Genomic DNA, 21,928 nt, shown 5'->3' with positions numbered 1-21,928 from the left:
CGCGTCGGACGATGTTCAGCTTTTTCGAAAGTACCTATCGGGTGCTGAAGCTGTCACTCGCTTTGCTGCTCGGCGGGCTGATCATGCTCGTCGTCGGGGTCATCCTGGCTTACGGCATTGACGCGCACCTGACGTTGCCTGAACTGGTGGCCGCCCATGCGTTGACGATACTCGGGCCCACGGCAATCAAACTCGGTTACGTCATGCGCCTGGTGGGGTTCAATCGCCTGCGCCTTGAGCAAAACGGGCGCGCTGCCTGATCTGAAATCAAGTCCCTGACCGGGGCAGCGCTCTCCTTGCTGCGCCGGCACTTCCCAAACGCCCGCCATTGATTGTTTTGGCGGGCGTTTTTTTTGCGCCCCGGCCGATCTGCTCGATGAGCCAGTCAACCAACCATTTCGGCGGGCAGGACAAACTGAACAATCGCACCGCAGGGTTCGTTGGCGCAGGCCCAGAGTTGCCCGCCATGGATCTCGATGGTCGATCGGCAAATCGCCAGGCCCATGCCCAGGCCACTGGGTTTGGTGGTGTAAAACGGCGTGAAGAGATGTTCACAGGACTGCGCGCCGAACCCCGGCCCGGAATCGCTGACGCTGACCCATACCTGCCCCGTCTCCGTGATCTGCGTGCGCAAGCCCAGCGCTCTCTCGCCGGCACTTGTGCTGCCCATGGCCTCCAGCGCATTCATCATCAAATTGAGCACCACCTGTTGCAGTTCGACCCGATCGCCGTTGACCCGAGGCAACCCGGGCAACAGCTGCAGATGAACCGCTACATCGCCCTTCTGGGCCTGACCGCGAGTGATTTCAATGACTTCGCCGATAACGTCGTTGAGGTTGACCGACTCCCTGGGTTGTGGCGATTTGCGGATCAGCCCGCGAATGCGCGCCAATACCTCACTGCCCCGATTGGCATCCTTGACGATACGTTCAAGGCACAATCGCACTTCCTCGATGTTCGCTGGCTGGGCGGTCAGCCAACGTACCGCCGCCTGCGCACTGGCGAGTGTCGAGGCCAGCGGTTGACTGACTTCGTGAGCGATCGATGCGGCAAGCTGGCCCATCGTCGCGACGCGACAGGCATGCGCCAGTTCCGCCTGAATCTCGCGATAACGCTGCTCGCTGGCGCGATTGCTGGCTTCGGCGAGTTTTCGCTCGGTCAGATCAAGGACGAACGCAACGCCCTGCTGCTGACTGCTTTCAAGTATGGCCAGACCGACGAGCGCCGGCAGGCGGCTGCCATCCTTCCTGAAGTATTGCTTCTCGAATGGCGGCGCGTGCCCGGTTCGCACGGCGTCGGCCATGGCCGTTTCGCTGACATCGCGAAACTCCGGCGGGGTCATTTCTCGCCACCGCACACGCCCCGAAACCACATCCTCGCGCGTGTAACCGACCATGCGCAGAAATGCGTCATTGGCTTCGACAATCTCGCCCTCAGTCGTCCAGAACAAGATGCCGATGATATCGGCGTCAACCAGACGACGGATTTTCGCCTCGCGCACTGCAATATCACGGTACAGACGCGCATTGACCAGTGAGATGGCACCCTGCGAAGCGACCAGTTTCAACGCTGCAATCCGCGTCGGGCTGAACACTCGCGAGCTCAGATTGTTCTCCAGGTACAACGCGCCGATCAGCTTCGCCTGGTGCATCAGCGGCAGGCACAGAACCGAGCGTGCGCAGTGCTCGATGACGTAAGGATCGACGGCGAACGGCGGCTCGGCCAGCGCGTCATCCAGAAACAGATTCTCCTGGGTACGCAGCACATGGAAAAGGATCGACTGAGGTATCAGCGCCGCACTCACCGGCTCATCACGAAGGGCCAACTGCGTGGTGTCATCGCGGGTCGTCGCTTCGGCAACAATCCGCTGTTCACCGGCCTGCGTCAGGATCAACACACCGCGTTCGGCGCCCGCCTGTTCGATGGCTGTGCGCATGATCATTTCGATCAGCCGCTCCAGGACGATCTCACTGGACGCCGCTTGCGAGACCTTCAGCACTGTGGCGAGGTCCAGCTGTTCGACCGGTGTGGCGATTGTGGTGGTCGGCCCGAGTACCGGTTGTTCGACGCGCAGAAACGGATGGTCAGCCTCCAGTTGCCGAACCTTGCCCTCGGCTCCCCAGCGTCGATAGCCGTAACAGGCATCCTGCAGGTACATTCGGGCAATTTTTCCCAGGCCACGCTGCGCATAAAAGCGCGACGCCAGTTCATTGGCCAGAGCTTCGATATGCAAAAACCCAGTGCTCTGCGCGAGATGAATAGCCTGTTCATAGGCCTGCTCGGCGTCCAGGTATCGGCCTTCAATACGTGCCATTTCACCGGCCACCAGCGTGGCGTGACTGGCGTAGTTCTGCGCGCAGAGATCAGCCCACACCTGCAGTTGCCGATGGTGCATGCCAATGTCTGCAAGGGATGCCTGTCGGGTTTGGGCAGAGGCAGCGCTGCACAGGCCGGCAGCTGTCAGGGCGCTGTAGAAGGAGTATTCGGCCTCTTCAATGAATGCGTGTGACGACCGCAACAACTTCTGAGCGATCAGGCCCGCCTGGGTAGCCGCTGGGTAATCACCCGCGAAATAGCTGGCTTGCAACCTGCGAATCGAACGCCAACAAGCGGACACCAGCGAAGTGGATGTCTGGCGATGCTCGTTACCAAGGTCAGAAGGTGGCGCAGCTTCGAGTCGGCCGAAAGGCCGCGTCTGGCCACGCAGCATCTGGATAAACCCCAACTGTGCTTCGATGAAATCGATGCCCAGACCAAAGCCTATTTTCCGGGCGTAGGCCAGACCGCGTTCGGCTTCGCCTTGCAGTTCGGCCAACGGTTCGCCAGTGGCCAACAGATTGGAGACCAGACTGTTACCGGCGAAAGCGCCGACCGGCAAATCGCCCGTGCGGTTGGCCACCTCGAACACTTGACGCAATGGCGCAACACAGGTGCGCACCGGTTGAACCCAGCGTTGGGCAAACAGCAAAAACGCCAGTTGAGTGCGCGCCTGATAACGCTCCAGGCCTCGCCGCTCGACCAGTCGACAGCCAAGTTCAGCGAAAGCCAAACCCGCCGGGTAATCGGCAAAACGCCGTCCGGCGATCCTCGGAACGTTGGCATAGGCCACGCACGAAGCATCGCTATTACCGTGCTCGATACTCAGGTTGATCGCTCGGCAGATAGCCAGGCCGGGAAGATTACCGTCCATGTGCAGCGCCGCCACAATCAGCTTGGATAACGCCTCAAGAGTGGCCAGAGCAACGGCGTCCTCCATGGGCGGCAGGTCGATCAACGCCTCGATGCGTCTGCCGCCGAGCTGACGCTCGATGCGCAGGTATTCATCTTCCACCTCTGCGTCACCGGGATGTGCCGGCCAATCGATGCCCAGATGACGCAGGAACGCTAGACAGACCGCCACCGCGTCGTGACTCTGATCCAGCATCAGGTAGAGATCGACTTGCAGGCAGGCGACCTGAGTGCGTTCAGGCAGTGTCAGGGCGCGTCGTGATAAGCGCTTCAAGCGCGCTTCGGCGGCAGGCAACTGCCGGGTGAGAAATTCGCACAAGGACCGGCTAGACTCCAGAGCGAACAGCAATTGACGCTGACACTCCCACCCTGTGTCCCCCAGCAGGTCTGAACCGAGGGCGAAATACTTCAGCGCCGATGCGTAGGCCGTCGAAGCCCGAGCGCGTTGCCCCGCCAACAGGTTCAACTGTGCCAGTTGTTCGCGCTCCTCCTGTTCGTCCATCAATACGGCGCCACGATTGAGCTGGCCAACGATCTCGAAAATCGCTTCTTCGCGCTTTCGTGCTGGCGTCCGTGCGACCAATATTCGACCGATTCGCAGATGGCTTTGCGCGCGGGATGTTTCTTCAATCAACAGATAAGCCGCTTCCTGAACCCGGTCGTGAACGAATCGATAGACGTTATCCTGACGCGTGATCAGTTCGTGACGAACCGCTTCCCACAACAGTGAATGAATCTGCGAGGCAGCCACGCCTAGAACGGTTGAGAGCGTGGCGAGGTCAGCGACGTTGCCCAGGCACGCCAACTGCTGCAAGACTTGCTGCGTCTGGGCGGGTAACCGTGCCAGTTTACCGATCATCAGATCGGCCACGTTATCGGTATAACCTTGAGCATCAATACAGTCTGCATCCCAGACCCAGCGTCGGACTTCATGGTCGTAGGCCAGCAGGCCCTGCTCGACGAGCGTTTGCAAAAACTGAATGACGAAAAAGGGATTGCCCGCCGTTTTGTCCAGAATCAATTGCGCGAGCGGCGCGATGCAGGAACGTTCGGACTGTGACGACTCCGCGAGCAACTGCTCGATGTGCGACCGGGCAAGGGGCGCCAGAGTCATCTCCTGCACCCGCCCCCCCGCCGTTTTTATCGACTGCAGCCGAGCCGTCAACGGGTGCGAGGCATCGACTTCATTGCTGCGATAAGCACCAATCAACAGCAAATACTTCACGTCCGACCGGGTCAGTAGCTCCTCAAGCAAGTGGAGCGTGGCGAGGTCCAGCCACTGCAAGTCGTCAAGAAAAAGCGTCAATGGATGTTCGGCCCGGGCAAACACGCCGATGAATCTGCGCAATACCCGCAGGAAGCGTCGCTGCGCCTGAGGCGGTTCAAGATCAGCGACTGCGGCCACTTCTCCGATGATCAACTTGAGTTCCGGGATCAGCTCCGTCATGAGCCACGCCTCAGCGCCGAGCGCCGCCAGCAATTCATCGCGCCAACCGGCCAACTCGGCGTCGCTTTTGCTCAGCAACGTGCGCACCAGGCTTTGAAAAGCCTGCACCAGCGTCGAATAGGGCACATCGCGTTTGTACTGGTCGAATTTGCCACAAGCAAACAGCCCGCGTGCCGGAATCAAGGTTTGATGCAATTCGCTGACCAGTGAAGACTTGCCGATGCCCGAATAACCGGAGATCAACACCCACTCGGGCTGGCTACTGACCGTCATGCGTTTGAAAGCGGCAATCAGGGTCTCGACCTCGGATTCGCGCCCGTAAAGCTTCTCGGGAATCAGCAAGCGGTCGAACATCCCCCGCTCATCCAGCGCAAATTCGCTGATTGACTGCTGCCGTTGCCAGTGCTGCATACAGCGGCGCAAATCCTGCTCGACCCCGGTCGCGGACTGGTAACGCTCTTCAGCGGTCTTGGCCAGCAACTTCATGACGATCTGCGAAAGCATTTCGGGCACGGTGGTGACACGCACATTCGGTGGCATTGGCTTGCGCGCGATATGGCAATGCAGCCACTCCATCGGGTCAGCCGCAGCAAAAGGCAGCGAACCGGTGAGCATTTGATAGAGAGTGACGCCGAAGGCATAGAGGTCGCTGCGCGAATCAATCGAGCGATTCATCCGCCCCGTTTGCTCCGGGGCCATATACGCCAGCGTGCCGGACAACGTCTCGGGCGGTTCCGGTGCCTGCCGCTCGCGAGGCAATCGCGACGCCAGGCCGAACCCGGTGAGCCGTGCGTGACCATCGTCACAGTTGACCAGAATATGGGCAGGCTTGATGTCTTTGTGAATCAGCCCGCAGTTGTGCAGCTTGCCCAGCGCTACGGAGATGCTGATGGCCAACCGCAAAAAAGTCTCGGTTTGCATCGGCGCCGAAAGTAATTCGGCAAGCAGCACGCCACCGGGGTCTTCGAGCACCAGCTGCACTGTGCCATTTTCACGCAGCAACTCCAGCGGGCGAGCCGCCCACGGGCTCTGCAGTTCATCCTTGAGTGAATACTCGTGGGCCAGGCGATCAAGGGTGGTGCGCCAAGGTTGCTCCGCTGCCGTCGAGGCAATGAGAACGTTCACGTCCAGACCGTCACCCGCATGTTTGCGCCGACAGAACATGCGCTCTCCGTCGTCCCACAGAACCTGCATACCTTCATTCATCGCCATCGCAGCCATTGGTAAATGCTTGATCATCGGACACCGTTACCTGGCTGCCAGCTGGCGCCATTGCTAACCGTAGCTGAGAGAAACGCGAAGAAAAAATCGACAGAAAATCTTTGCAGGAAAACCGATATGCGGCAATCAACCATAGGTGTTAGCAGAGGGGGCAGTTCTACAGATTGTGGTGCGTGCTCCCTGCGCAAATCAAAGATTGCCGCGAGCCCTGTCGTAGCACAGATCAAGCACCCGGGGATGAACATACGTTCATCGAAAACAGCGAGCAACGCGTCTACCCTGCGGTTCCGACATAGTGACTACAGGAGTACCCACCATGTTCTCGCACGAAAGCATTCCGCTGATTATCATCTTCATCATCATGTTGCTGGCCGTGCTTGTGGCCTTTCTGCACCCGGTTCATGCGTTTTACAGTTGGCTTCGCAGACGAAGGGAAAGATCTGCCGCCGAGATCGCGCGCGAGGCAGATTCGCGCTGACGTTTCGCCTGACAAGCCCGGCGACGCTCGGGCTTTTTGCTTCCTGATCAGCGCAAATAAAAAACCCGGCGCCAGGCCGGGTTTCTTCGTTACTTTTCTTCATCCGCGTGGCCAGATGGCTCATGGGCCTGTGTGCAATGACCCCGCAAGGGGTTGCTTGAAGGTGGAAGATATTGGGGGAATGTCAGAGACATTACTCAAGCCGGACAAACTCGCCCTGGCGTTGATTTATCAAAATCTTGCAGCCGCCCTCACAGTCATATCGAACCGGGGAAAGACTGAATGATGTACAAAAAAGAAAGGTGTGTAGGCGCGGACAAAGAAAAAGCCCCGTCAGGTCTATGCCAGCGGAGCTTTCTGATAGGTCTGGAGAAGAACTGAATAGCGTATATGGTGCCCGAAGCCGGAATCGAACCGGCACGCCCTTACGAGCGGGGGATTTTAAGTCCCATGCGTCTACCAGTTTCGCCATTCGGGCGGTAGCGCGGTTTTGCTCTCTTCAACCGCCGATTCGCAATCCTGACAGGATCGGGCTTTGGCAGCAGAGCGGGAAATATATACATCACTTCCCGGTGACGCAAGTTCGCAGTGGCCGCTTTTCAAAACTAAATCTTGCAGCGCACTGGAAATAAAAAAGCTCCGTAAATCATGGATCTACGGAGCTTGTTTATAGTGGAGGCCGAGGTCGGAATCGAACCGGCGTAGGTGGATTTGCAATCCACTGCATAACCATTTTGCTACTCGGCCTCAAAGCATTTGCTGTCAGTAGCACAACAACAAACACGTACAAACTGGAGCGGGAAACGAGACTCGAACTCGCGACCCCGACCTTGGCAAGGTCGTGCTCTACCAACTGAGCTATTCCCGCTTGGTGTGGCGCATTCTATAGATTTCAGAAGCCCCGTCAACCCTTTGATTCAAAAAAGTTTTATTTCTTTTCAACATCGGTTTTCAGATGTGGCCAGGCCGCACGAAGGTATTGAACCATCGACCATAAAGTCAGGCCTGCGGACACCATCAACAACGCGTAACCCAATATCACCCAGAAGCTGAAGTCCTTTGGATTGGCCAACAGGATTACCAGTGCCAGCATTTGCGCAGCGGTTTTCCATTTGCCCAGGTTCGAGACTGCGACGTGAGCACGGGCGCCGAGTTCGGCCATCCATTCACGCAGTGCCGAAACGACGATCTCGCGACCAATGATGACGGCCGCAGGCAAAGTCAGCCACAGATTGCCGTGCTCCTGCACCAGCAGCACCAATGCCACGGCGACCATGAGTTTGTCGGCCACCGGATCGAGAAACGCCCCGAACGGAGTGCTTTGTTCGAGGCGGCGCGCCAGGTAGCCGTCCAGCCAATCAGTCGCTGCCGCAAAGGCAAACACCGAGGCGGAGGCCATGTAACTCCACTGATAAGGCAGATAGAACAGCAAAATGAAGATCGGAATGAGCAGAACGCGTAGAACGGTAATCAGATTAGGGATATTCATCGGCACAACTGGCTACGAGGTGAAGGGGCATTCTACTCGCTATGCAGGTTTGCATAAATCGACTCTGCGAGCTTTTTACTGATCCCCGGGGCTTTGGCGATCTCTTCGATGCTTGCACGAGTCAGCTCCTGCAATCCACCAAAATGTTTCAACAAGTCGCGACGCCGGGTCGGGCCAACGCCCGCAACGCCTTCCAGCGTTGACGTACGGCGGGTTTTGCCGCGGCGGGCGCGGTGTCCGGTAATTGCAAAACGGTGGGCCTCATCGCGGATTTGTTGAATCAGGTGCAGCGCCGGCGAATCGCCACGCAAGGTGAACTCATGCGCCGCATCATTTAGATACAACGTTTCGAAGCCTGCCTTGCGCGTGGCCCCCTTGGCGACACCCAGCAAGATCAGATCCGGCACGGCGAGTTCATTGAGAACATCACGAGCCATCGACAGCTGACCCTTGCCACCGTCGACCAGCAGGATGTCCGGCAGCTTGCCCTCGCCCTCCTTGAGTTTGCTGAAGCGTCGTGTAAGGGCCTGATGCATGGCGGCATAGTCGTCACCCGCCGTGACTCCTTCGATGTTGTAGCGCCGGTAGTCCGACTTGATTGCGCCTTCCGGGCCAAACACCACGCAGGAAGCAACCGTTGCCTCACCACTGGAATGACTGATGTCGTAGCACTCCAGACGCTGCGGCGGCTCATCCAGATTCAACACTTCGGCCAATGCCTCAAACCGCGCTGCCGTGTGTTGACGGTTGGCCAGGCGTGCGCCCAATGCCTGCTCTGCGTTGGTCACGGCCAGTTGCTGCCAGCGCGCACGTGTACCACGCACCCGATGACTGATGGCCAGCTCTCGGCCACGCAACTCGTGGATCGCCTCGATCAACGTCGGAAAATCTTCGTGAACCACATTGACGATCAGTTCGCTCGGCAAATCCCGCTCGGGGCTGCTGATGAAGTACTGGCCGAGAAACGCGGCCATGACCTCCGACACATCCTCTTCGATACCGACTTGCGGAAAGAAATTCTTGCTGCCCAGCACGCGCCCGCCGCGGACGCTGATCAAATGCACGCAGGCACCACCCGGGTTGACGAAAGCCGCGATGACGTCGATATCTCCTGTGCCGCCTTCCATGCTTTGTTGATCCTGGACCCTGCGCAACAGCGCGATCTGATCGCGCAACTCGGCAGCTCGCTCGAACTCAAGGTTGATCGCCGCCTCTTCCATCGCCGTCGACAATTCGTTGGTCAGCGCGTGACTGCGCCCCTCAAGAAACATGACCGAGTGACGCACGTCTTCGGCATAGACCTCAGGCTCGACCAGCCCGACGCAAGGCGCTTTGCAGCGTTTGATCTGATACTGCAGACATGGCCGGGTACGGTTCTTGTAGTAGCTGTCTTCACACTGGCGAACGAAGAAGGTCTTTTGCAGCAGACTCAGGCTTTCGCGTATGGCGCCGGCGCTCGGATAAGGACCGAAATACTTGCCCTTGGCTTTTTTGGCCCCGCGATGAATGCTCAGGCGCGGAAACTGCCCGTCGGACAGAAACACGTAGGGATAGGATTTGTCGTCGCGCAACAGGATGTTGTACGGCGGCCGCCACTCTTTGATCAGCGTTTGTTCAAGCAGCAGCGCTTCGGTTTCGTTGGCGGTGATGGTCGTTTCGACCTGCGCAATGCGACCCACCAACGCTGCGGTTTTAGGCGCCAGACCGGTTTTGCGAAAGTAGCTGGCCAGGCGTTTTTTCAGATTTTTGGCCTTGCCCACGTACAACAGGCGTGCATCGCTGTCGAACATGCGATAGACGCCCGGGCGGCCGCTGACTGTCGACAGAAACGCGCCGGAATCGAATGTGTCAGTCATGGTCAGAGGCTGGCATCAACCATGCCGTGACGAACCGCCAACAGTGTCAACTCGACGTCGCTGCTGATCGAAAGCTTCTCGAAAATACGGTAGCGATAGGTGTTCACGGTTTTCGGCGACAGGCACAACTTGTCGGAAATGATTTGCACCTTCTGACAGCCGACGATCATCAACGCGATTTGAATTTCGCGCTCGGACAAGGCATCGAAAGGAGAATCGTTGGACGGTTGAAAGGATTTGATCGCCAATTGCTGGGCGATTTGCGGACTGATATAGCGTTGTCCGGCAAACACCAGGCGAATCGCCTGAACCATTTCCGGCAAACCCGCACCCTTGGTCAGATACCCCGCAGCGCCAGCCTGCAGCAAGCGTGTCGGAAAAGGATCCTCCTCACACACCGTAACCGCGACCACTTTGATATCCGGATGACTGCGCAACAGTTTGCGCGTGGCTTCGAGGCCGCCGATGCCAGGCATCTTGACGTCCATCAGCACCACATCGGGCTTCAACTCTCGGGCCTTGATCAGGGACTCTTCCCCGGATTCGGCCTGGCCAACCACTTGCAAGCCATCGATATCGGCCAGCATACGTGTAATGCCTGTACGAACGAGATCATGGTCATCGACCACTAGCACCCTAATCAAGCAGACACCTCGCGATATGGTCATATTGGGATGCCGGACACCTTAGCAAAAAGTGCCACACAGACCTAGCGGAAAGCTTCATTTAAAAAGTTTCAATTCATCATTGAAGGCTTGCCGGCTGCGGGTTTCAGAGCACAGGTGTACTTATATCAAGCTGCATTCGCAGAAAACACTCGTCCGCACCCTGAACCTGTAGTCCTTTTCTTTCGTACAAGTTTCTTGCCGGATTATTTTCGAACACGGTAAGGCGCAGAGCCCGGCGCCTTTCTTTAATGGCCATGTCGATAACCTGATCAATCGCCCAGGAACCAGCGCCCTGCCCCTGAAACGCTTCAGCAATCTGCAACTCCCGAATGTAGAGTGCACGCAGATCCCGGCTGAGACTGAGAAACCCCAGCGCCAGCTCACCCCTCACTATCAGCCAGTTCTGCCGCCCCGACCACGCTACGTCAAACGCTTCATCCTGCCATAACAGGTCATGGTGAATGTAGTAACGCAGCATGTTCTGACAGGTGAGATCGCGGGCAAATCCCAGGTCTTCTGGAGCGGCAAGACGCAACTGGAATGTCATCGGGCTTGCGTAACAGGAACAACCCGTCCCTGCCATACACCTTCATTACGCTGAGCGACAACCAGAAGATCGCCCGTCCCCGGAGCGGCAACAATCAGCGAACCGTCTTCAGACCAGATGCAACTGCGCCCGGTGGATTGCCAACCGCCGGTCAGCCCACCGTGATTGGCCATTAGCACAGCCATCGAGTGTTGCCGGGCGTAGCCCTGAAGTATTACCGTATCAACTGCGTAACCTTTCTCGCTGATCAATACACCGGCTGCGTACAGGTTAGCGCCCTGATCGGCGGCCGCCGCGGCATGGCTGGCATGCGTGAAATCGGCGCACACCGCCAACGCGACGACGTCCCCGTTGATATTCAGCGTCGGGCCACCGAAACCGGGTGCAAAAACAAGTTCCTCGCCCGTGTGCAAATGCTGCTTGCTGTACACGCCGAGAGAACCATCCGCGCCCAGAACCAGAGCGCCGATCAGCGCCGAAACACTGCCCTCCAACCGGATGGGCATACCGACAATGGCAGTTACCCCAAGCTTTCGGGCCAAACCCCTAAGAGGTTGCAACACGGCATCTTGCGGTTCGATCGCCAACGCTGCGGCCGCATCTCCTTCATAGCCAGTCAGCGACAACTCGGGAAAAACCAGTAACTCAACACCCTGCTCCGCTGCTGTCTCGATGAAGCGGCAATGTCGGGCAATATTCCCGGGGAGGTCCCCGGCAAGGGAGAGGCTTTGGGCAGCGGCAATGGTCAGTGTCGACACGGTTCATCCTTGGCAATCAAGCAAAACGCTGAGTGTCACCACTCTTGCCCAAATCAGGCAATAGGCATTTTGTTGATAACGCGATAGCAATTTCTGATTGCTGAGCCACATCGGCCTCTAGTAAGCTCGGCCCACTCATCGGAGACAAACCATGTTCAACACCCTCTCACAGCTTCGTACCGCCAGCGCCCTGCGCTCGGTTGCGGCTGCCCGGGTGAATGACGTTTGCGCTCCGGTCAGCTTTTATTTTGGGTATTGGTTTAGCCACTGGCGCGCCTGATACCCAAACGGCGCCCATGATAACGGGTCGCCTACCAGAGATTTCTCAACCCCCGGTCGGCCTCCCGACCGGGGGTTTTGTTTTTTCAGCCCCGAACTTTTTCAGCAACACACCAGATACTTTGAGGATTCACGAAATGAACTACGCCACTTATTACCGTTACGACAGCTTTAGCGCCTGGCGATTTACCAGTCTCCGCTCGGGACAGCCTGCCGCCTCCGATCGGTCACCTACAGGTGGCAAACACGCCCACATTGCCAATACGGCCAATTGTCGAACACCCCAGTAGGGCCGAGCGCGCGGGAAGAACCCGCCGCCAGCCCAGGAAGACCGAATATGAACTCGTCCGTTTCTGCTCTGCCATTGTCCACCCTCGATTGCGCCAACGAAGCGCTGACCGTGCGTCTGCCCAGTTCGTTGCAACTCAAACAGCAATTGCCCTTGAGCAATGCCTTGAGCCAACAAGTCGCCGCCCATCGCGAGGCGGTTCGAGCGATCCTCAACGGTGATGATCAGCGTCTGCTGATAATCGTCGGTCCCTGCTCTATTCACGATCCCCAGTCTGCACTCGAATATGCCGGCAAACTGTCACGACTGGCCGAACAGGTCAGCGACAGAATGCTCCTGGTGATGCGAGCCTACGTCGAGAAGCCGCGCACTACCGTTGGCTGGAAAGGCCTGGCTTACGATCCGCACCTGGATGGCAGTGATGACATGGCCGCTGGCCTGGCACTGTCCCGTGAACTGATGCTGGAAATGATCCGCCTCGGTCTGCCCGTGGCGACCGAGTTGCTGCAACCTCTGGCGGCCGGCTACCTTGACGATCTGCTCAGTTGGGTTGCCATTGGCGCACGCACCACCGAATCTCAAATTCATCGCGAAATGGCCAGTGGTTTGAGCATGCCCGTAGGCTTCAAAAACGGCACCGACGGCGGCGCAGCCGTAGCTGTCGATGCCATGCGCTCGGCAGCCCATCCTCATCGGCATTTCGGAGTAGACAGCCAGGGTCACCCGGCGATCATTCAGACACCAGGCAACCCTGATACTCATTTGGTCCTGCGCGGCGGTCATCACGGCCCCAATCATGATCGCGAGAGCATTGCCAGAATCCACGCTGACCTGAACCGGCTGAAGGTCCCGAACCGGATCATGGTTGATTGCAGTCACGCCAACAGCGGCAAGGATCCATTACGCCAGCCAGGCATTTTCAATGAAGTGCTTGAACAACGCTTGCAGGGCGATAGCTCCCTGATCGGCATGATGCTGGAGTCTCACCTGTTCGAAGGTTGTCAGCCGCTGAGTGCCTCGCTACGGTACGGTGTATCGATCACCGATGGCTGTCTCGGCTTTGACGCAACGCAACAATTGCTGCTTGATGCAGCTCAGCGCATTGGCGCGCACCACTGAAGTTGACGGCGCTACCCTCCGGTCAAAGAACCGGAGGGTGGTCCGCTCCAGCTACGCCTCCAGCCGGACCTGCGTCACCGCAGACTCCTGACTGACGTCATCCAAACGCTCAACCGTGTAGGCAACGCGCACGATCGACCCGTGATGCTCGCGCCAGAAGCGTTGTGGCACGATAAAGATAAGCGGCTTGCCGGCGGTTTCCCGGGTGATTTCGCGGTCATCGCGGTGATTGAAAAAATCGCCATCACACTTGAGATAGACCAGCTCGCCTTCTTGCGTCCGGGCATTGCCGATCACAACGGTGACGCCATCAATGCAATCCTGCACCAATAACACGCCATCCTCAGCTTCAAGCACATCGGGTGCGTCCAGTTGACCATGCAGCAAGGCGCTGATGAGAACTCTCGCGGGATCGGATTCGAGCACCGCACCACCCTCTCGCTCGACTCGATAGCGTACCGTCACCTCGCCTCCAAGATGTGCAGCTATGTACTCATGCGGGATCCAGAAAGACAGGGTGTCGGCAACAGCGAAGACTTCGACCTTCAATCGATCACTGAATGATAGAGGCGAGGTGTCTCCAGACCACATCAACGCAACGTGGTCACCTGCCGCCATGCGGGCATAAGGCTGGAGAGTGACGAGTGCACCTTCCGTGACCCGTGCCGGATCCAGTGTCCCGGCGACTGCGTCCACAATATGTGGAGCCAGCAGTTGAGGCCGTGTATCGCCTACCGACAATTGCACGCGCGCAGACGATGCGGGCTCGGTCAGGCCGGCGCTGAAAAGTGTCCAGTAGACCTCCAGTGAACCGCCATCCAGTGCGGCGATATGCAGCCCCTTGATCACGAAAATGATGTCTTTGCCAACCTGGGCCTCACTGACATGCCGCGTCATTTCGTGGTGATAGGCGAAGCCCTCTATATCAAGCCCTTCCCAGCGCAAAAGCAATTGATCGCCAGACGCCATGTTCGGATAAGGGGCAATACGGACGACGACTTTGCCCAGCGAAGGATCAAGTACGCGCCCTTCCAGCGATTCGAGCGTCGCTGCCGGCAGCAACTCTTTGGCGGCGAGAGGGCTGGCGGGGTGGCGCATCCGGTAGCAAAACTCGATTTCATGCGTGTTCATTGTTGGCTCCATGCCTTGGACTAACGCTGTCTTCATTGACGACGTCGACAGTCAACATTCAACGCGATTGTTCCTGCTCTGGATATCAGCCCAATACGCCGCAGACACGAAGTAAAAGCTACTAGCCCAGTAGGCAACCGACGCTAAATCGACTTCGCCCAGGCGCGAGACCGCCAGATCTTCCGATTTGGACTTCCCAAGTATCCGAAAAATCATACAGCCCATAGTCCAGATTCAACGGGCAAGTGAAGCCTCTTCTTACTTCTTAAACGAGTTGTGTGTTTTAGAGTGGCCCACAGATTTCCCGATGAACTTCTGAGAAAAAGGTAAGAACATGCAACGGAATGCTACAACTCGTTATCCCATCCTTCTGGTACACGGCCTGTTCGGATTCGAACGCATCGGCCATTTCGAGCTGTTCCATGACGTCAAGAGCGCCCTGAAAGCGGCTGGCAACCGAGTGTTCGTTCCCCACCTCAGCGCAACCCACGACAATGAAGTCAGGGGTGAGCAACTGTTGAAGCAGATCGATAGTGTCCTGCGCGGCACGCATGCCAGGAAGGTCAATCTCATCGGGCACAGCCAGGGTGCTTTGGCTGCACGATACGCTGCGGCGCTTGCGCCAGACGCCATCGCCTCGGTGACTTCGGTCAGCGGCCCGAACCACGGTTCGGAACTGGCGGACTTCCTGCGCAAGGCGCTGGTGCCAGGCCGGCTGCCGGAAATCGTCGCGCAAAACGTGGCGACACTGTTTGCCGATTTTCTGTCACTGCTCAGCGGTAGCGTCACGCTGCCGCAAAATGCACTGGCGGCGCTCAATGGACTGACAACCGAGGGCGTGGGCACTTTCAACGACAGGTTCCCCCAAGGGCTGCCCGGCACCTGGGGCGGACATGGCGCAGCAAAGGTCAATGGCGTGCACTATTACTCGTGGAGCGGGGTGTTGCCGACAAACGAGACAGACGAGCTGCCGATTGGCGACCCGGTACGCAGCGTTTGCCTGGCGCTGTCACAATATTTCATGACTGAAGGAGAACAGAATGACGGTTTCGTCGGGCGTTTCAGCTCTCATCTGGGGCACGTGATCCGTTCCGACTATCCGCTGGATCACCTGAGCAGTCTGCGCCGCACTGCTGGCGCGGCCATCCGCGAACTCGATCCGATTGATCTTTACGTTGAACACGCCGCGCGCCTGCGAGCTGCGAATCTCTGATCAGCCCGCACCCCTGCGAACGGAACTTTGCCGAGAATTCGCCCACTGAATCCGGTAGGCTCCACACTTTACTGAAATAGACTGGAGAGTTTCCCCATGGCAAAAGCCACTGCCCGCCACATCCTTGTTGCCAGCGAAGACAAGTGCAACGAACTGAAGGCCCAGATCGAAGGCGGCGCCGATTTCGCCGAAGTCGCCAAGGCCAACTCCACCTGCCCATCCAGCCGTCAGGGCGGTGACCTGGGTTCGTTCGGTCCTGGCCAGATGGTCAAGGAATTCGACACCGTGGTCTTCAGTGCGCCAATCAACGTCGTGCAAGGCCCGGTGAAAACCCAGTTCGGTTATCACCTGCTGGAAGTCACCAGCCGTCAGGACTGATCCGTCACCTGATTGCTAGCCAACGGCCCGCCTTCTGGTGGGCCGTTGTGTTTCAGTTACACATACGGCTGGCGACTGGCGTGCCTCTCGCGTAAAACTTGCGCTTATCGATTTCCCGGTTCCAAGGCTGACAATGCGACTGGTTTTCCCCACATTGATGCTCACCGCCCTAGCCCTCCTGTCGGGCGCCGCCGGTGTGAACGCGGCCCCGCAACATGCGTTGACCGTTTATGCCGAGCCCGCCAAATACCCTGCCGGTTTCAGTCATTTCGACTACACCAACCTGCAGGCTCCCAAGGGTGGGACGATGCGCCGCTCGGCGATTGAAATCGGTCACTTCGACCACGTCCTTCCTTATATAGACAAAGGCATCGGCGTCACCCAGATTGACGGCATGCTGTACTCGCCCCTGGCCCAGCGCTCGCTGGACGAGCCTTACACCGTTTACGGCCTGGTCGCGCAAAAGATGGAGCGCTCGGACGACGGTCTGTCGTTGCGTTTCTTCATCAATCCAAAGGCCCGTTTCGCCGACGGCAAAGCGATCACCGCCGAAGACGTGCGTTACACCTACGAGTTGTTAATGACCCAGGGCAGCCTGCGTTATCGCACGCAGTTCGCCGATGTCAAAGGCGTCGAAGTGGAAGCACCGCTGATCGTGCGTTTCGACTTCAAGAGCAATGAAAACCGCACCCTGCCACTGGACGTCGCGACCCTGCCGGTATTCCCCGAGCATTGGTGGAAGAGCCGCGACTTCGCCGGGGGTGGCGGCTATGAACCACCTTTGGGCAGCGGCCCCTATCGAGTCGGCAAAGTCGATTCGGGGCGCAGCATCACCTTTGAGCGCAACGCTGACTGGTGGGGCAAAGACTTGCCGGTCAGTCGCGGCCTCTACAATTTCGATCATTTCCGCATCGAGTACTTCGGTGATACCGACGTCGCCCGGCAAGTGCTGCGCGGCGGTGCCTATGACTACAACCGCGAGTTCTCGGCCACTGGCTACTCGATCGGCTACGACAGCCCCGCGCTGAACGACGGGCGTCTGCAAAAAGCACACTTGGCCACCGAGGCGCCACAGTCGGCTCAGGGTTTTGTATTCAACCTGCAGAAACCGATGTTCGCCGATCGCCGTGTGCGCCAGGCCCTGGCAATGCTCTGGGACTTCGAGTGGAGCAACCGGCAAATGATGCGCGGTATGTATATCCGCCAGCAGAGCTACTTTTCCAACACGCAACTGGCGGCAAGCGAACTGCCCGATGCGCAAGAACTGAAAATCCTCGAACCGCTGCGTGGCCAGGTTCCGGACGAGGTTTTCAGCAAAGTCTTCGAAGCGCCGAAAACCGACGGCAGCGGCGTTATCCGTGACAAACAGTTGCAAGCCCTTGAACTGCTCGAGCAGGCCGGCTGGAAACCCGATGGCGATCAGTTGGTGAATGCCCAGGGTGAGCCGCTGAGCTTTACCTTCCTGGTCAGCCAGAACGGTATGGATCGCCTGCTACTACCGTACAAGCGCACGCTGAAACAGATCGGCATCGACCTGAACATTCGCCGCATCGACTCCTCGCAATACGTCAATCGCCTGATGAGCCGTGACTACGACATGATCGTCACCGGCTACCCGGTCAGTACTTCCCCGGGAGGCGAGTTGCTCAATTACTTTGCTTCCGCGTCGGCCAACGACCCGGGCGCGAACAACTACATGGTGTTGAAAAACCCTGCGGTGGATACGCTGATCAACGGCCTGATTCGCGCCTCAACCCAGTCCGACATGCTGCATTACGCCCATGCCCTGGACCGAGTGCTGCAATGGAATTACTACTGGATTCCCAACTACTATCCACCAGGCACCTCGACCGTGTGGTGGAACCGCTTCGGCATACCGTCGGTGCAAGCCAGCAATGACGAAGCCATCGAGAGCTGGTGGGAAATCAGCAGCACACCGCTGACCAATCAGCAGATGACCGCGGAAAAAATTGCCCGTGGCAGACCCGGAGGGCCGCACTGATGTGGGGTTACATACTGCGGCGTCTGCTGCTGATCATTCCGACGCTGGTGATCATTCTGCTGGTCAATTTCGTGATCATTCAGGCCGCGCCCGGCGGTCCGGTAGAACAGGCCATCGCCCACCTGCAAGGGATCGGTGGCGCGGGTGTCGGCGGCGGCGCCAGCGAAACAATGAGCGGCACCTCACGCGCCAGTCGCGGCCTCGATCCGCAACTGATCAAGGACATCGAAAAACAGTACGGTTTCGACAAGCCGGCCCATGAGCGTTTGTGGCTGATGCTGAAGAACTACGCCCAACTGGATTTCGGCAAAAGCTTTTTCCGTGGCGCGACAGTCACCGATCTGATCCTGGAAAAAATGCCGGTGACCATTTCCCTCGGGTTGTGGGCGACGCTGATCACCTATCTGGTGTCGATCCCGCTGGGGATCCGCAAGGCCGTGCATCATGGCAGTCATTTCGATATCTGGAGCAGCACGGCGATCATCATTGGCTACGCGATGCCGGCGTTTCTGTTTGCGATGTTCCTGATCGTGGTGTTTGCCGGCGGTACCTCGCTGAACTGGTTTCCGGTGCGAGGGCTGGTCTCGGACAACTTCGAATCCCTGTCGACTATGGGCAAAATCGCCGACTATTTCTGGCACCTGGTGCTGCCGGTGACGGCGCTGGTGATCGGTGGTTTCGCCACGCTGACGATCCTGACGAAAAACTCGTTTCTCAATGAAATCACTCGCCAGTACGTGGTAACCGCCCGCGCCAAAGGACTGAGCGAACGCCGTGTGCTGTATGGCCATGTGTTCCGCAATGCGATGCTGCTGGTGGTGTCCGGCATCCCGCAGGCGTTTATCAGTGTGTTCTTCGCCGGTTCATTGCTGATCGAAGTGATCTTCTCTCTCGACGGTCTCGGGCGCATGAGCTACGAAGCCGCAGTTTCGCGGGACTACCCGGTGGTGTTCGGTTCGCTGTTCATCTTTACCCTCTTCGGCCTGCTGATAAAACTGGTGGGTGACCTGTGCTACACGCTGGTCGACCCGCGCATCGACTTCGCCGCGAGGAACGCCTGATGTTCAAGCTCTCCCCTCTAGGGCGTCGGCGCTTCGAGCGCTTCAAGAAAAACCGCCGTGGCTGGTGGTCGTTATGGCTGTTTATCGGCCTGTTTGTGCTGACACTGGGCGGTGAGTTGATCGCCAACGACAAGCCGCTGGTCGTCAGCTATCAGGACCAATGGTACTTCCCGGTATTCAAGCGCCACACCGAGCAGGAGTTCGGCGGGCAACTGCCGTTTCAGGCCGATTATCGCAGCGATTACGTGCAGAACCTGATTCGCAAGGACGGTGGCTGGCTGCTGTTCCCGCCGATTCCTTTCAGTGACGACACACCGAACTACGACCTCACCAAACCGGCGCCGAGCCCGCCGACGTCAGTCAACTGGCTGGGCACTGACGACCAGTCGCGGGATGTGCTGGCACGGGTCATATTCGGCGCACGAGTATCGATCCTGTTCGCACTTATGCTGACCTTCGTCAGCGCGCTGATCGGCATCGCCGCCGGTGCATTGCAGGGCTACTACGGTGGCTGGGTCGATTTGCTCGGGCAACGCGTGCTGGAAGTCTGGTCGGGGCTGCCGGTGTTGTATCTGCTGATCATCCTCTCCGGTTTCGTCGAGCCGAACTTCTGGTGGCTGCTGGGGATCATGGCGCTGTTTTCATGGCTGGCACTGGTGGATGTAGTGCGCGCCGAGTTCCTGCGCGGACGCAATCTGGAGTACGTCAAAGCCGCCCGCGCGCTGGGCCTGAGCGACCGCAAAGTGATCTTCCGGCACATTCTGCCCAATGCGATGAACGCGACACTGAGCTACTTGCCGTTCATTCTGACCGGGGCGATTTCCACCCTCACCGCGCTGGATTTCCTCGGCTTCGGCATGCCCGCCGGCAGCGCCTCACTGGGTGAGTTGATCGGTCAGGGTAAACAGAACCTGCAAGCTCCGTGGCTTGGGTTGACGGCGTTTTTCACCCTGGCGCTGATCCTTTCCTTATTGGTGTTCATCGGCGAAGCGTTGCGAGACGCGTTCGACCCTCGATCCTGAAGCGTGGCCATGACTGACAACCTGATTGAAATCCGTAACCTCAACGTTGCCTTCCATAGTCAGACCGTGGTGCGCGACCTGTGCCTGGACATTCGCCCCGGCGAGTGCCTGGCGCTGGTCGGCGAGTCGGGCTCGGGCAAATCGGTGACCGCTCATTCGATTCTGCAATTGCTGCCCGAAAGCGAAGCGCAAACCACTGGCAGCATTCGCTATCGCGGACAGGAGCTGATCGGTGCGGATCCCAAGGTCTTGCGCGAATTGCGCGGCAACCGCATCGCCATGATCTTTCAGGAGCCGATGACCTCGCTCAATCCGCTGCACACCATCGAAAAACAGATTGGCGAAACCCTGCTGTTGCACCGTGGCCTCGGCGGCAAAGCGGCGCAGGCACGGATCCTCGAACTGCTCGGTCTGGTAGGCATCCAGAAACCCAAGGAACGCCTCAAGGCCTATCCACATCAACTCTCTGGCGGGCAACGGCAACGGGTGATGATCGCCATGGCCCTGGCCTGCGAACCGGAGCTGTTGATCGCCGACGAACCGACCACGGCGCTCGACGTGACGGTGCAGCGCAAGATCCTCCTGCTGCTCAAATCCCTGCAACAACGCCTGGGCATGTCGCTGCTGCTGATCAGCCACGACCTCAATCTGGTGCGCAGTATTGCCCAGCGCGTGTGCGTGATGAAAGCCGGGGAAATCGTCGAACAGGCGCCCTGCGAAACCCTGTTTACCGAGCCGAAGCATCCTTACAGCTGCGTGTTGCTCAACGCCGAACCTGAAGGCGAAGCGCTGCCTCGAGATGAGCGCGAGAACGTACTGGAAGTCGACGACCTTAAGGTTGAGTTTGTCGTCGGCGGCGGTCTGTTCCAGCGCAAGCAATACCTGCGGGCGGTGGACGGCATCAGTCTGAGCATCCAGCGTGGCAAGACCCTCGGCATCGTTGGCGAATCCGGTTCCGGCAAGTCGACATTGGGCCAGGCGATCCTGCGCTTGCTCGACTCCGAAGGCCGTATCCGCTTTCAGGGCCAGGCGCTCGACGGTCTCAATCAGAAACAGATGCGCCCGTGGCGTCGACAGATGCAGGTAGTGTTTCAGGATCCGTTCGGCAGCCTCAGCCCGCGCATGTCGGTCGCGCAGATCATCAGCGAAGGCCTCGAAGTGCATTGCGAGTCGAGCGCTGACGAGTGCGATGAGCAAGTGATCCGCGTGCTTAAAGAGGTCGGCCTCGACCCGCAAAGTCGCCATCGCTATCCCCACGAGTTCTCCGGTGGTCAGCGCCAGCGCATTGCGATCGCGCGGGCGCTGGTGCTGAAACCGGCGCTGATCCTGCTTGATGAGCCGACGTCAGCGCTGGATCGCACGGTGCAGAAACAAGTGGTCGCCCTGCTCCGTCAGCTTCAGGAAAAACACGGTTTGACCTATCTGTTCATCAGCCATGACCTGGCGGTGGTGCGCGCGCTGGCCCACGACATGATCGTGATCAAGGACGGCAAAGTGGTCGAGCGTGGCGCCAGCCATGATGTGTTTGACGCGCCGCAGCATCCGTATACCAAAGAGCTGTTGGCGGCGGCGCATCCGGGGTAGGCATAATTGCCGATCGACTTGAAATCGAGTCGCAGCTTTCGCGAGCAGGCTCGCTCCCACAAGGTTCACGGTCGTTTACAAAATTTGTGAACACCCCGGTTCACTGTGGGAGCGAGCCTGCTCGCGAAAGGGCCGGCGCAGGCAACAAACAATCAGGA

General features: G+C 58.4%; 16 protein-coding genes and 3 tRNA genes. 9 read left to right on the top strand and 10 right to left on the bottom strand.

The annotated features are described in order from the left end of the window. Nucleotides 1–11: 11 nt before the first annotated feature. Complete coding sequence (locus HU718_RS13965) at nucleotides 12–260, top strand: hypothetical protein (protein ID WP_016984966.1); 249 nt, start codon at nucleotides 12–14, stop codon at nucleotides 258–260. 125 nt (nucleotides 261–385) lie between these two features. Here HU718_RS13965 and HU718_RS13960 read toward each other — a convergent pair whose 3' ends face one another. Then, on the bottom strand, nucleotides 386–5,869 hold the full coding sequence (locus tag HU718_RS13960) for a trifunctional serine/threonine-protein kinase/ATP-binding protein/sensor histidine kinase (RefSeq protein WP_186616370.1): 5,484 nt from the start codon (nucleotides 5,867–5,869) through the stop codon (nucleotides 386–388). A 343-nt stretch (nucleotides 5,870–6,212) separates the two neighbouring features. Between HU718_RS13960 and HU718_RS13955 the strand changes: the two genes are divergently transcribed. Next, a complete protein-coding gene (locus HU718_RS13955) occupies nucleotides 6,213–6,374 on the top strand; it encodes a hypothetical protein (RefSeq protein ID WP_016984201.1) in 162 nt (53 codons plus the stop codon). A gap of 391 nt (nucleotides 6,375–6,765) precedes the next feature. Here HU718_RS13955 and HU718_RS13950 read toward each other — a convergent pair. The 8 genes from HU718_RS13950 to HU718_RS13915 all read right to left on the bottom strand — a co-directional run bounded on the left by HU718_RS13950 (nucleotide 6,766) and on the right by HU718_RS13915 (nucleotide 11,692). Continuing rightward, nucleotides 6,766–6,852: transfer RNA gene (locus tag HU718_RS13950), tRNA-Leu, on the bottom strand. A gap of 195 nt (nucleotides 6,853–7,047) precedes the next feature. After that, a tRNA-Cys gene (locus HU718_RS13945) sits at nucleotides 7,048–7,121 on the bottom strand. Nucleotides 7,122–7,166: 45 nt separating this feature from the next. Continuing rightward, a tRNA-Gly gene (locus HU718_RS13940) sits at nucleotides 7,167–7,242 on the bottom strand. A 60-nt stretch (nucleotides 7,243–7,302) separates the two neighbouring features. Continuing rightward, a complete protein-coding gene (gene pgsA / locus HU718_RS13935) occupies nucleotides 7,303–7,863 on the bottom strand; it encodes a CDP-diacylglycerol--glycerol-3-phosphate 3-phosphatidyltransferase (RefSeq protein WP_007950102.1) in 561 nt (186 codons plus the stop codon). A 32-nt stretch (nucleotides 7,864–7,895) separates the two neighbouring features. Next, on the bottom strand, nucleotides 7,896–9,719 hold the full coding sequence (gene uvrC / locus HU718_RS13930; protein WP_095120948.1) for an excinuclease ABC subunit UvrC: 1,824 nt from the start codon (nucleotides 9,717–9,719) through the stop codon (nucleotides 7,896–7,898). Between the two features lie 2 nt (nucleotides 9,720–9,721). Next, nucleotides 9,722–10,363 (bottom strand): response regulator transcription factor GacA, encoded by a 642-nt coding sequence (gene gacA / locus HU718_RS13925; protein WP_016984198.1) that lies wholly within the window; start codon nucleotides 10,361–10,363, stop codon nucleotides 9,722–9,724. Nucleotides 10,364–10,490: 127 nt separating this feature from the next. After that, nucleotides 10,491–10,934 (bottom strand): GNAT family N-acetyltransferase, encoded by a 444-nt coding sequence (locus tag HU718_RS13920; RefSeq protein ID WP_150730103.1) that lies wholly within the window; start codon nucleotides 10,932–10,934, stop codon nucleotides 10,491–10,493. Then, entirely contained in the window at nucleotides 10,931–11,692 is a 762-nt protein-coding gene (locus tag HU718_RS13915; RefSeq protein WP_186616351.1) for a carbon-nitrogen hydrolase family protein, read from the bottom strand. The genes HU718_RS13920 and HU718_RS13915 overlap by 4 nt, the downstream gene beginning before the upstream one ends. A gap of 616 nt (nucleotides 11,693–12,308) precedes the next feature. Between HU718_RS13915 and HU718_RS13910 the strand changes: the two genes are divergently transcribed. Continuing rightward, a complete protein-coding gene (locus tag HU718_RS13910; RefSeq protein ID WP_110719176.1) occupies nucleotides 12,309–13,379 on the top strand; it encodes a 3-deoxy-7-phosphoheptulonate synthase in 1,071 nt (356 codons plus the stop codon). Between the two features lie 51 nt (nucleotides 13,380–13,430). Here HU718_RS13910 and HU718_RS13905 read toward each other — a convergent pair whose 3' ends face one another. Beyond that, nucleotides 13,431–14,510, bottom strand: coding sequence for a hypothetical protein (locus tag HU718_RS13905; protein WP_150707086.1), 1,080 nt, complete (start codon nucleotides 14,508–14,510; stop codon nucleotides 13,431–13,433). A 334-nt stretch (nucleotides 14,511–14,844) separates the two neighbouring features. Here HU718_RS13905 and HU718_RS13900 point away from each other — a divergent pair, with 334 nt between their 5' ends. From HU718_RS13900 to HU718_RS13875, 6 genes are all read left to right on the top strand, one after another. After that, complete coding sequence (locus HU718_RS13900; protein WP_186616350.1) at nucleotides 14,845–15,723, top strand: lipase family alpha/beta hydrolase; 879 nt, start codon at nucleotides 14,845–14,847, stop codon at nucleotides 15,721–15,723. A 96-nt stretch (nucleotides 15,724–15,819) separates the two neighbouring features. Continuing rightward, the gene (locus tag HU718_RS13895) at nucleotides 15,820–16,101 is read left to right on the top strand and encodes a peptidylprolyl isomerase (protein ID WP_003445034.1); all 282 of its coding nucleotides are present in this window, start codon (nucleotides 15,820–15,822) and stop codon (nucleotides 16,099–16,101) included. Between the two features lie 133 nt (nucleotides 16,102–16,234). Next, a complete protein-coding gene (locus HU718_RS13890) occupies nucleotides 16,235–18,103 on the top strand; it encodes an extracellular solute-binding protein (protein WP_186616349.1) in 1,869 nt (622 codons plus the stop codon). After that, nucleotides 18,103–19,164, top strand: coding sequence for a microcin C ABC transporter permease YejB (locus HU718_RS13885; protein WP_186616348.1), 1,062 nt, complete (start codon nucleotides 18,103–18,105; stop codon nucleotides 19,162–19,164). The genes HU718_RS13890 and HU718_RS13885 overlap by 1 nt, the downstream gene beginning before the upstream one ends. Continuing rightward, nucleotides 19,164–20,186: an ABC transporter permease gene (locus tag HU718_RS13880; RefSeq protein WP_095047801.1), complete on the top strand. Its 1,023-nt coding sequence runs from the start codon at nucleotides 19,164–19,166 to the stop codon at nucleotides 20,184–20,186. Before HU718_RS13885 ends, HU718_RS13880 begins: the two co-directional genes overlap by 1 nt. Before the next feature lie 9 nt (nucleotides 20,187–20,195). After that, nucleotides 20,196–21,770, top strand: a complete 1,575-nt coding sequence (locus tag HU718_RS13875; protein WP_186616347.1) for an ABC transporter ATP-binding protein — start codon at nucleotides 20,196–20,198, stop codon at nucleotides 21,768–21,770. Nucleotides 21,771–21,928: the final 158 nt, after the last annotated feature.

The organism is Pseudomonas tensinigenes (assembly GCF_014268445.2).
GTDB classification, from domain to species: Bacteria; Pseudomonadota; Gammaproteobacteria; order Pseudomonadales; family Pseudomonadaceae; genus Aquipseudomonas; species Aquipseudomonas tensinigenes.
The sequence above is the reverse complement of the archived record's forward strand: the minus strand, read 5'-3'. Positions and strand labels throughout refer to the sequence as shown.

Coding starts and splice junctions, on each gene's coding strand:
- HU718_RS13900 (WP_186616350.1), top strand. CDS start 14,845: ATGCAACGGAATGCTACAACTCGTTATCCCATCCTTCTGGTACACGGC.
- HU718_RS13895 (WP_003445034.1), top strand. CDS start 15,820: ATGGCAAAAGCCACTGCCCGCCACATCCTTGTTGCCAGCGAAGACAAG.
- pgsA (WP_007950102.1), bottom strand. CDS start 7,863: ATGAATATCCCTAATCTGATTACCGTTCTACGCGTTCTGCTCATTCCG.
- HU718_RS13905 (WP_150707086.1), bottom strand. CDS start 14,510: ATGAACACGCATGAAATCGAGTTTTGCTACCGGATGCGCCACCCCGCC.
- HU718_RS13955 (WP_016984201.1), top strand. CDS start 6,213: ATGTTCTCGCACGAAAGCATTCCGCTGATTATCATCTTCATCATCATG.
- HU718_RS13960 (WP_186616370.1), bottom strand. CDS start 5,869: ATGCAGGTTCTGTGGGACGACGGAGAGCGCATGTTCTGTCGGCGCAAA.
- HU718_RS13920 (WP_150730103.1), bottom strand. CDS start 10,934: ATGACATTCCAGTTGCGTCTTGCCGCTCCAGAAGACCTGGGATTTGCC.
- uvrC (WP_095120948.1), bottom strand. CDS start 9,719: ATGACTGACACATTCGATTCCGGCGCGTTTCTGTCGACAGTCAGCGGC.
- HU718_RS13890 (WP_186616349.1), top strand. CDS start 16,235: ATGCGACTGGTTTTCCCCACATTGATGCTCACCGCCCTAGCCCTCCTG.
- HU718_RS13965 (WP_016984966.1), top strand. CDS start 12: ATGTTCAGCTTTTTCGAAAGTACCTATCGGGTGCTGAAGCTGTCACTC.
- HU718_RS13875 (WP_186616347.1), top strand. CDS start 20,196: ATGACTGACAACCTGATTGAAATCCGTAACCTCAACGTTGCCTTCCAT.
- HU718_RS13910 (WP_110719176.1), top strand. CDS start 12,309: ATGAACTCGTCCGTTTCTGCTCTGCCATTGTCCACCCTCGATTGCGCC.
- HU718_RS13880 (WP_095047801.1), top strand. CDS start 19,164: ATGTTCAAGCTCTCCCCTCTAGGGCGTCGGCGCTTCGAGCGCTTCAAG.
- HU718_RS13885 (WP_186616348.1), top strand. CDS start 18,103: ATGTGGGGTTACATACTGCGGCGTCTGCTGCTGATCATTCCGACGCTG.